Genomic DNA, 8,395 nt, shown 5'->3' on the forward strand with positions numbered 1-8,395 from the left:
GTGCCGATCGCGATGGCGCTGATTTTCCTGTTGCTGTATCTGACCTTCAACTCGGTGCTGCAGGCGACGCTGGTGTTCTGCAATGTGCCCTTCGCGGCGATCGGCGGCATTTTGGGCCTGTGGCTTTCTGGAGAATTCATGTCCGTGCCCTCGTCGGTCGGCTTCATTGCGCTTGTCGGCATCGCCGTGCTTAACGGTGTGGTGCTCATCTCCTACATCAACAAGCTTGTGGCCGAAGGCACGCGCAGCACGCGCGAAGCGGTTCTGGAAGGCGCGCGGCGGCGGATGCGGCCTGTCTTGCTCACCGCCACCATCGCGGCCTTCGGCTTGATCCCGTTCCTGTTCGCACACGGGCCCGGCGCCGAGATCCAGCGCCCGCTCGCCATCGTCGTCATCGGCGGGTTGATCTCGGCCACGGTGCTGACCTTGATTCTGCTCCCAATTCTCTACGACCGCACCGCCAATCTCGGCTTGGTCATTCGTCAGAAGTTCCGCTCACGAGCGACACGGCGGCCCGCGCCAATGCGTGCGCGCGAGGACGCTCGCGCATGAGGATGGGCGGGGTCTACACGGCAGTTTTGTTGTTTGCGTTCGCTTTGCCTTTTAGGACGGAAGTCTTTGCAGAGGAGCAGGGCGAGCCGGCGGAGATGCAGATCAATGCGTCTGTCAAACCTGCGCCCAAGAAACCGCCAAGGATATCGCCCAAGAAAGCCCGTGTTCCGGCGCCGACCAGGCGAAGCGGCGGCCTGTTGGCCAAACATCTTGAAATGGCCGTCCTGATCGACGCGCAGAGCCGTTCGCTCGAAGCGCAGTTTCGCGCCATATCGGCGCGCTACGCGACGGCCAATTCGATCACCCCCGGTTCGCCTTATTTTGCCGGCTATCAGCGTAACGCGGCCGCTGGCAATTTACGCAACTACAATGAAACCGAAATCGAGGCCGGCATGCCCTTGTGGTTGCCCGGACAGCGGGACGCCTTCGCCGGCACGGTGAGCACCGGTCTCGTCGAGGTGGAGGAGCGGCTGGCGCTCCGTCGACTGGAAGTCGCCGGGATTCTGCGCGACGCGTGGTGGAGCGCGCAACGCGCGTCGCGCGATGTGTCGGTGGCGCGCAATCGCGTCGCCACCGCGCGCGACATCGGCGCCGACATGACTCGCCGCGTCGAGCTTGGCGACGCCGCTCAGGCCGATGCGTTGCTTGCGAAGAATGAAACGCTCGCCGCCGAAACGGAGCTGGCGCAGTCCGAGGGCGCGGTAAAAGTCGCGCGGATCACCTACATGTCCTTGACCGGCGGCGCGCCGCCTGATGGCGCGCTGGAGTCCGTGCGGCCGCCCATCGACATTGAGGATCACCCAGCGCTGCGCACGCCCCTCGCGGCGCTTGCGCGCGCGCGCGCCCAGGTGGAGCTTGTCGATGCGACGCCGATCGACAGTCCCGAGATCGGCATCTTCGGCCGGCAGGAACATAATGATCAATATTCCACCGACCGTTCGCTCGATCCTTCCGAACGTGTCACCAACCAGCGCACGGATGCGACCACCGTAGGAGTCCGCATACGCATTCCGCTGCCGACCGCCGGACGAAATGAGCCGAGACGCGCCGAGGCGCTCGCCGAGATGGATCGCGCCACGGCCGAATATGAGCGCGCGAAGCGAGTCGTTTTTGCGGAAATAAAGGCGGCGCGCGAAGCGCTGGCGGCGGCGCAACGCGCCGCGAAACTGGCCAGCAGCCGTCTGAGCGTCGCCAACGACCAATTCGAACTGTCGCGCAAAGCCTTCAAGCTTGGCGAGATCAGCGCCTTCGATCTTTACCGCGTCCGCCAGATTCAACTCGAGGCGCAGCGTATGCAGGCGAACGCCGAGATCAATGTCGGCGTCGCGATCTCACGGCTCAATCAAGCGCAAGGCTACGCCCCTTAGAGCGCTTCCCGATCACATGGAATCATGTGATCGAAAAGGGTTCGCTCAAAATCGAAATTTTGAAGCAGGTTCTAATCGAAAAAGTCTGTCAACTTTTCGGAACCTGCCTTATCGCGATTTATGGACATTGGCGCACGAAGTCCGCGATGCGCGAAATCGTCGGCTGATCGAGCAGCAGCGGCGCATGGCCCTGGCCTTCGACCAAGATCCGCTCAAGGCGCGGCGCGCGCCGCGCCATCTCGTCAAAGACTTCGGGGGAGAGAATGTCGGAGTTCGCGCCGCGAATGGCGAGAATGGGAACATCCGACAGCGCGGCGAAGTCGTCCCAATATTCGGCGGGCGCGACATCGGGCGCAACGCCATCGAGCGTATGCGACAGATCGGGATCATAGCGCAGCTTAACCTTGCCGTCTTTTTCGACGAAGGTCAGGCGCGCATAGTCCTCCCACTCCTGCGGCGAGACGCCGGAAAAATCGACGCCGGCGGTCATCCGCATCAAGGCGATTGCTTCGCGCATAGACGGGATGGGCGGCAGCTTGCCGACGTAGCGCTTAATGCGGAGCAGGCCGGCATGTTCGATCTTCGGTCCGATGTCGTTGAGCACCGCGCCCCGCACAACGCCGGGCCGGCGCGCCGCGATGCGCATTGTGTGAAGGCCGCCGCGTGACGTGCCGATGAACAGCGCTTGCGTAACGCCCGCGTCGGCAAGTTGAGCCGCGATGTCCGCCTGCTCGACGTTGAAGTCATAGCGTCGCCAGTCCTGATCCCAGTCGGATCGGCCGCGTCCACGATAGTCGAGGGCAAGAATCCTCCGGCCGTCGGCTTGCAAAACCCTGGCGATGCGGTCGAAATCATCGGCCGAGCGCGCAAGCCCCGGCAGGCAAACAACCGGAAGCTGAATCCCGCTGTCGCCCGGCGGCGCGGGATAGTCGAGATAATGCAAGCGGAGCCCGTCGGTCGCGTAAACGTAGCGGCTAAACGGTTCTTGCGCAGACGCCATGGAACGACCATTCCCGCATATTAAAAACTGCCCGGTCGACAGCGACATTGAAGCTCTAAATCGAGATTCGCAACCGCGCCGCTGGCGCTTTGTGTTCCTTGACTTCATAGCCGGTTGCGGCGAGTTTGCCCGCGCCCGCGAGGCGTCCCTCGCCTAAAGGAAAACGCCGCCTCAATGCGCTCCTATCTCGACTTCGAAAAGCCCGTCGCAGAACTCGAAACCAAGGTCGACGAACTGCGCGCGCTGGCCGGAAACGGAGAGGCCGTGTCGATCGGCGAGGAGCTCAGCAAGCTCCAGGCCAAAGCCGCGAAGGCGCTCGCGGATCTCTACGCCGGCCTGACGCCCTGGCAGAAGATCCAGGTGGCGCGGCACCCGCAGCGGCCGCATTTTTCTGACTATGTGCGGCAGCTTGTCGACGAGTTTACGCCGCTCGCCGGCGACAGGCTGTTCGGCGAGGACTTTGCGATCGTCGGCGGTTTCGGGCGGTTCCGCGGCGAGCCGATCTGCGTCATCGGCCAGGAGAAGGGCTCGGATACGTCGAGCCGTCTTCATCACAATTTCGGCATGGCGCGGCCGGAAGGCTATCGCAAGGCGGTCCGCCTGATGGAGCTCGCCGACCGTTTCGGTTTGCCGGTAGTCTCGCTTGTCGATACGGCTGGCGCTTTTCCGGGCATCGACGCCGAAGAGCGCGGGCAGGCAGAAGCGATCGCCCGCTCCACCGACGCATCGCTCATGCTCGGCGTGCCCAATGTCGCGGTGGTGGTGGGCGAGGGCGGCTCGGGCGGAGCAATCGCGATCGCCGCGGCCAACAAAGTGCTGATGCTTGAGCACTCGGTCTACACCGTCGCGTCGCCCGAAGCCTCGGCCTCGATCCTGTGGCGCGACTCCGCCAAGGCGCAAGAGGCGGCGACGAGCATGAAAATCACAGCGCAGGATCTCTTAAAGTTCGGCATCATCGACCTGATTGTGACGGAGCCGCCGGGCGGCGCCCATCGCGATCCTCAGGCGGCCATTGGCGCAGTCGGAGACGCGCTCGCCAAGGAACTTGCCGGCCTGGCGAATTTGTCGCGCGAACAGCTGAGACAATTCCGCGCCGACAAGTTTTTGGCCATGGGCCGGAAACTTGAAGAGAAGCGTTAACCTAAATTCCAGAAGATTGGCCTTAAAAGCGCGTAGGTGCGCGATTCTTCGCTAATTCGGACACGTTCTCGTCCCATTATTTGTCTTTCGTGCTCAGGCGCGGAGGCTCGCTTCCGAGACCTTCGCGAGGCGACCGCGCCGCCAGAGGGGACAGTATGAAGACTCGAGGCATAGCGCCGGCGATGGGGCTTGCAGTCCTGGCCGCCTTTGCGCTCTCAGCCTGCGAGCAGAGCGGCCTCGCGCATCGCTCGCTTGCGCCGATCCCCTCCGAGACTGTCGCCCTGATGGAGCAGGCCGGCACGACCAAGGAAGCGCCGATGCTGATCCGGGCCTACAAAAAGGAAGCGGAGCTCGAAATCTGGAAGATGCGGTCCGATGGTCATTACGTCCATCTGAAGACGTTTCCGATGTGCCGCTGGTCGGGTCAGCTCGGACCCAAGCGTCGCCAGGGCGATCGCCAAGTGCCGGAAGGCTTTTACGCCATCGGTCCGGCGCAGATGAATCCGAACTCAAGCTATTATCTGTCGTTCAACGTCGGCTATCCGAACGCGCTCGACCGCGCCCTTGGCCACACCGGCGGCGACATCATGGTGCACGGCGCCTGCTCGTCGGCCGGCTGCTTCTCCATGACCGACAAGCAGATCGCCGAAATCTACGCGATCGCCCGCTCGTCGCTCGCCGGCGGTCAACGCGCGATCCAGATGCAGTCCTTCCCCTTCAAGATGACGGCGGAAAATCTCGCCAAGCATCGTCTCGATCCCAATATCGACTTCTGGAAGCAGCTCAAGGAAGGCTCCGATCATTTCGAGGTGACCTTGCAGGAGCCGCAGGTCGCCTTCTGCAACCGGCGCTACGTGTTCAACGCGGACGGCGCGGCCAATCTCGATCCGGACGCCGCCTGTCCGCCGCTCAAACAGGACCCGGAGATCGCCCAGGCGGTGGCTCAGAAGAGCGCGCAGGACGACGCCAAGGTCGCCCAACTCATGCAAAGCGGCGTGAAGCCGGTGCGGATCGTTTATCAGGACGGCGGTCAGCACCCGGCCTTTGCGTCGCGGGTTCCAGAGGCCAGCCGCCCGGAAACGATCGTTCCGCCGACCGAAATCGCCCTCGACGAGAAGCCGAACCGAGGCGCTGGGTCGGCTTCCGCCAATCTCGCCGCCAAATCGCCGGTCGTGACCCTGGCCGGGGCGAAGGCTGCTGACGAAAGCCGGCAGACCCGCGTCGTCGCAATGGCGCCGATGCGCAGCGACCACCGCGACATGTCGGCGCTCGCAGCCTCAGACCCAAGCCCCACCAATAGCGTGAAAAAATTGGCGCGTTCCGCCAGGGCCGCATCGGCGGGAGATATTCCGACGCCGCCGGCCTCTATCGGCGTCAGGAAATCGGCGGCCGCTCATTCGTCCAAAACTTTTTAAGACCCTCGGATCCTTCGAGCAAACTCAAAGCCGCGCCTTGGCGCGGCTTTCTTTTCTGTTCGGGCAGATAGGCGGGGGCTGGCTGAGACTATGCTGTGTAGCGAAAAATATCTTGACTCTTGTGCGGCGCAGCAATATAACAGTGCGACGCAGCGAGAGTTGTCTTGCTTCGTAGCCCTCCTTGGGCGTTTCCTCCCTTGACTTGGGCCGCTGGTTCGTCCGGCGGCCCCTTTTTTATGCCATCAGGTGGAAAAACGAGCCGGAGACGCCGTTTCTCGCCAGTCCGGCTGGGCGTTCGTCGTCGCTATAGGCGTCGCGCGCCAGCGCGAAGGGCGCGCCGTCTTCGCGAAGAACAGTCGCGTAGTGAAATTCATGGCCGCGCAGTCGAACGCCGACAGCGCCCAGCGGATGATCGACCGCCAATCTCGCCTGGCGATAGCCCAGATGCAACTTGCGCCCGGCGAAGCTCGTTTCCAGCTCCAGCAGTCCGGCCATTTCATGAGCGGCGCCCGCCGCGTCGATCAGCGCGCGGCCGAGAACCATGTAGCCGCCGCATTCGCCGTGGAGCCATCCTCTTTGAGCGAAACGCCGCAACCCCTTTATGAAGCCCTGCGCCGCCGACAGCCGACCGGCGTGCAACTCCGGATAGCCGCCCGGCAGCCAGCAGAGATCGCATTCTTCGGGCGGCGCCTCATCGGCGAGCGGCGAGAAGAAGCAAAGTTCTGCGCCGGCGTCGCGCCAGCTCTGGGCGAGATGGGGGTAGAAGAAGGAGAAGGCGTCGTCGCGCGCAACCGCGATGCGCTGTGCGGGGGGCGGCAATGGCGCGCCGCCGCTTGTCATTCCCAGCGCTCGCGCAGCGGGCGATCGGGAATCCAGAGCCGCGACAGGCGCGTCTGGCGTCATGCTGGATTCCCGATCGCTTCGCTTGCGCGAAGCGTCGGGAATGACATTGCTGGTTGCGGCGATCGTCCCGCAAGCGACAATTGCTTCGACATCCACATGCGCTTCGACGAAATCCGCGAGCGCGTCCAGGCGCGCGTCGAGTTCCAGAGTTTCCCCGGCCTGCACCAGCCCCAGATGGCGTTCGGGAAAGGAAACCGCCTCGTCGCGGGGCAGCGCGCCAAACACCGGGATGCCCAGCGCCTCGATCGCCTGGCCAGCGAGTTTGCGATGACGCTCGGAGCCGACGCGGTTCAATACGACGCCGGCGACCTTTACGCGCGCGTCGTGTCCTGCGATCCCGCGGACAATCGCCGCCGCCGTTTGCCCCTGGCCGGAGACGTCATGAACGAGCGCGACTGGCCAGCCGAGCATGGCGGCGATGTCGGCGCTGGCGCCGATTCCCGCCGCGCCGCCGGGCGCGCCGTCAAAGAGCCCCATCGCGCCTTCGGCGACCACGATGTCCGCGCCTTCGCTCACTCGCGCGGCGAGCCGCGCGATCAGCGCAGCATCCATCGCCCATGAATCGAGATTGACGCCGGCGCGGCCGGTCGCCGCCGCGTGAAAGGCGGGGTCGATATAGTCGGGCCCGCATTTGACCGGGGCGACGCGCAAGCCGCGCCGCGTCAGCGCGCGCATCAGGCCGAGCGTCAGGGTCGTCTTGCCCGATGAGGAGCGAGCCGCGCCGATCAGTAAGCCAGGCGCATTCACCTTTCGCCTCTTGCCCGAAAACGCCGATCGTAGTCCGCGTCGTAAAGCGCGCTTTCGCGGAAATCTTCGCTCGCGAGCGCCGGTCCGACGAGAATGAGCGCGGTGCGCTCCATCGGCGTCTCGGCCGCGCGCGCCTCGATGTCGGCGAGCGTTCCGCGCACGACGCGCTCATCGGGCCATGAGGCGCGATAAACGAGGGCCACGGGACAGACGCCGCCATAATAGGGCGTCAGCTCCTCGACGACCCGCGCGAGAACATGAATCGAGAGATGGATCGCGAGCGTCGCGCCGGACTGCGCGAATGTCGCGAGCCTTTCGCTCTCAGGCATCGACGAGGCGCGCCCCGAGGTGCGCGTCAGCACCAGCGATTGCGCGACTTCGGGCAGCGTGAGTTCGCGCTTCAACGCGGCGCTCGCCGCCGCGAAGGCGGGAACGCCCGGCGTCATTGTGCACGGAATGCCGAGCGCGTCGAGACGTCGCATCTGCTCTCCCACCGCGCTCCAGATCGAGAGATCGCCCGAATGCAGCCGCGCGACATCGAGGCCGGCGTCATGCGCGTGCTGCATTTCTGCAATGATGGCGTCGAGCGACAGCGGCGCGGTATCGACGATGCGCGCGCCCGGCGGACAATGCGCCAGCACGCCGGCAGGAACCAGCGAGCCGGCGTATAGGCACACCGGACATCGCGCGATGAGATCGCGTCCGCGCAAGGTGATCAGATCGGCGGCGCCGGGACCCGCGCCGATAAAATGCACCGTCATGAGTCGCCCTCTTCGACGCGTCTTGCCAGAGCGCAGGCGGCGACCGGCGTCGTCAGGCGTGGCGCGACGAGGCGGCTATTTGGTCCGGCGCCGACAAGCGCGGCAGCCTCCGCGACGCTGCCCACTCCAAACATCGCCTGCACGCGCGGCGAATGCGTCGCTGCGGTCGCCTTGCGGGCGCGCAGCGCCGCGAGCGGCAGAAAGACGAGTTTAAGCCCAAGTTCGCGCGCCGCCTCGTGCAGCCCGGCTTCATGCGCCTTGCTTTCCAGCGCGTAGAGGCTCGCCTCGCTGAGATCGACGTTGTGCATCCGCGCGACGCGGCGCACCAGTTCGACGATATCCTGCGCGGCGACGCCGCGCCTTGCGCCGAGCCCGAAGGCGTAAAGCGGAGCGTCAGTCATAGGGGGCGCGCCCACCCTCTCCCATCGGGAGAGGGTCGGACCGAAGGTCCGGGGTGAGGGGTATCCATCGACCGAAAATTGGCTACGCCGTTGGATCGAATGATCTTCG

At 64.7% G+C, this 8,395-nt stretch carries 8 protein-coding genes; 4 read left to right on the forward strand and 4 right to left on the reverse strand.

The genetic code is table 11. The features are described 5' to 3' along the window. Both NEI07_RS14520 and NEI07_RS14525 read left to right on the forward strand, forming a co-directional pair. Positions 1-552: efflux RND transporter permease subunit (locus tag NEI07_RS14520; RefSeq protein ID WP_256035495.1), on the forward strand; the 552-nt coding region annotated here is incomplete at its 5' end. A gap of 197 nt (positions 553-749) precedes the next feature. Then, positions 750-1,919, forward strand: coding sequence for a TolC family protein (locus tag NEI07_RS14525; protein WP_256035496.1), 1,170 nt, complete (start codon positions 750-752; stop codon positions 1,917-1,919). A 118-nt stretch (positions 1,920-2,037) separates the two neighbouring features. Here NEI07_RS14525 and NEI07_RS14530 read toward each other — a convergent pair whose 3' ends face one another. Then, positions 2,038-2,919 (reverse strand): alpha/beta fold hydrolase, encoded by an 882-nt coding sequence (locus NEI07_RS14530; protein ID WP_256035498.1) that lies wholly within the window; start codon positions 2,917-2,919, stop codon positions 2,038-2,040. Positions 2,920-3,093: 174 nt separating this feature from the next. Between NEI07_RS14530 and NEI07_RS14535 the strand changes: the two genes are divergently transcribed. Together NEI07_RS14535 and NEI07_RS14540 are read left to right on the forward strand one after the other, a co-directional pair. Next, positions 3,094-4,059 carry an acetyl-CoA carboxylase carboxyltransferase subunit alpha gene (locus NEI07_RS14535; RefSeq protein ID WP_256035500.1) on the forward strand — a complete coding sequence of 322 codons (966 nt, stop codon included), beginning with the start codon at positions 3,094-3,096 and terminating at the stop codon, positions 4,057-4,059. 182 nt (positions 4,060-4,241) lie between these two features. After that, positions 4,242-5,474, forward strand: coding sequence for a L,D-transpeptidase family protein (locus NEI07_RS14540; protein ID WP_256035502.1), 1,233 nt, complete (start codon positions 4,242-4,244; stop codon positions 5,472-5,474). Positions 5,475-5,708: 234 nt separating this feature from the next. Here NEI07_RS14540 and NEI07_RS14545 read toward each other — a convergent pair whose 3' ends face one another. Genes NEI07_RS14545 through NEI07_RS14555 form a run of 3 tightly spaced genes read right to left on the reverse strand, consistent with a single transcriptional unit; the run spans position 5,709 to position 8,286 of the window. After that, positions 5,709-7,124: a cobyrinate a,c-diamide synthase gene (locus NEI07_RS14545; RefSeq protein ID WP_256035504.1), complete on the reverse strand. Its 1,416-nt coding sequence runs from the start codon at positions 7,122-7,124 to the stop codon at positions 5,709-5,711. Beyond that, entirely contained in the window at positions 7,121-7,885 is a 765-nt protein-coding gene (gene cobM, locus NEI07_RS14550) for a precorrin-4 C(11)-methyltransferase (protein ID WP_256035505.1), read from the reverse strand. Before cobM ends, NEI07_RS14545 begins: the two co-directional genes overlap by 4 nt. Next, positions 7,882-8,286, reverse strand: a complete 405-nt coding sequence (locus NEI07_RS14555) for a cobalamin biosynthesis protein (RefSeq protein WP_256035506.1) — start codon at positions 8,284-8,286, stop codon at positions 7,882-7,884. Before NEI07_RS14555 ends, cobM begins: the two co-directional genes overlap by 4 nt. Positions 8,287-8,395 lie beyond the last annotated feature (109 nt).

This window comes from Methylocystis suflitae, assembly GCF_024448135.1.
In the GTDB taxonomy this organism is placed as follows: Bacteria; Pseudomonadota; Alphaproteobacteria; order Rhizobiales; family Beijerinckiaceae; genus Methylocystis; species Methylocystis suflitae.

What these genes read in the sequence shown, in the direction of transcription:
- NEI07_RS14530 (WP_256035498.1), bottom strand. Translation starts at nt 2,919, where the DNA reads ATGGCGTCTGCGCAAGAACCGTTTAGCCGCTACGTTTACGCGACCGAC.
- NEI07_RS14535 (WP_256035500.1), top strand. Translation starts at nt 3,094, where the DNA reads ATGCGCTCCTATCTCGACTTCGAAAAGCCCGTCGCAGAACTCGAAACC.
- NEI07_RS14540 (WP_256035502.1), top strand. Translation starts at nt 4,242, where the DNA reads ATGGGGCTTGCAGTCCTGGCCGCCTTTGCGCTCTCAGCCTGCGAGCAG.
- cobM (WP_256035505.1), bottom strand. Translation starts at nt 7,885, where the DNA reads ATGACGGTGCATTTTATCGGCGCGGGTCCCGGCGCCGCCGATCTGATC.
- NEI07_RS14555 (WP_256035506.1), bottom strand. Translation starts at nt 8,286, where the DNA reads ATGACTGACGCTCCGCTTTACGCCTTCGGGCTCGGCGCAAGGCGCGGC.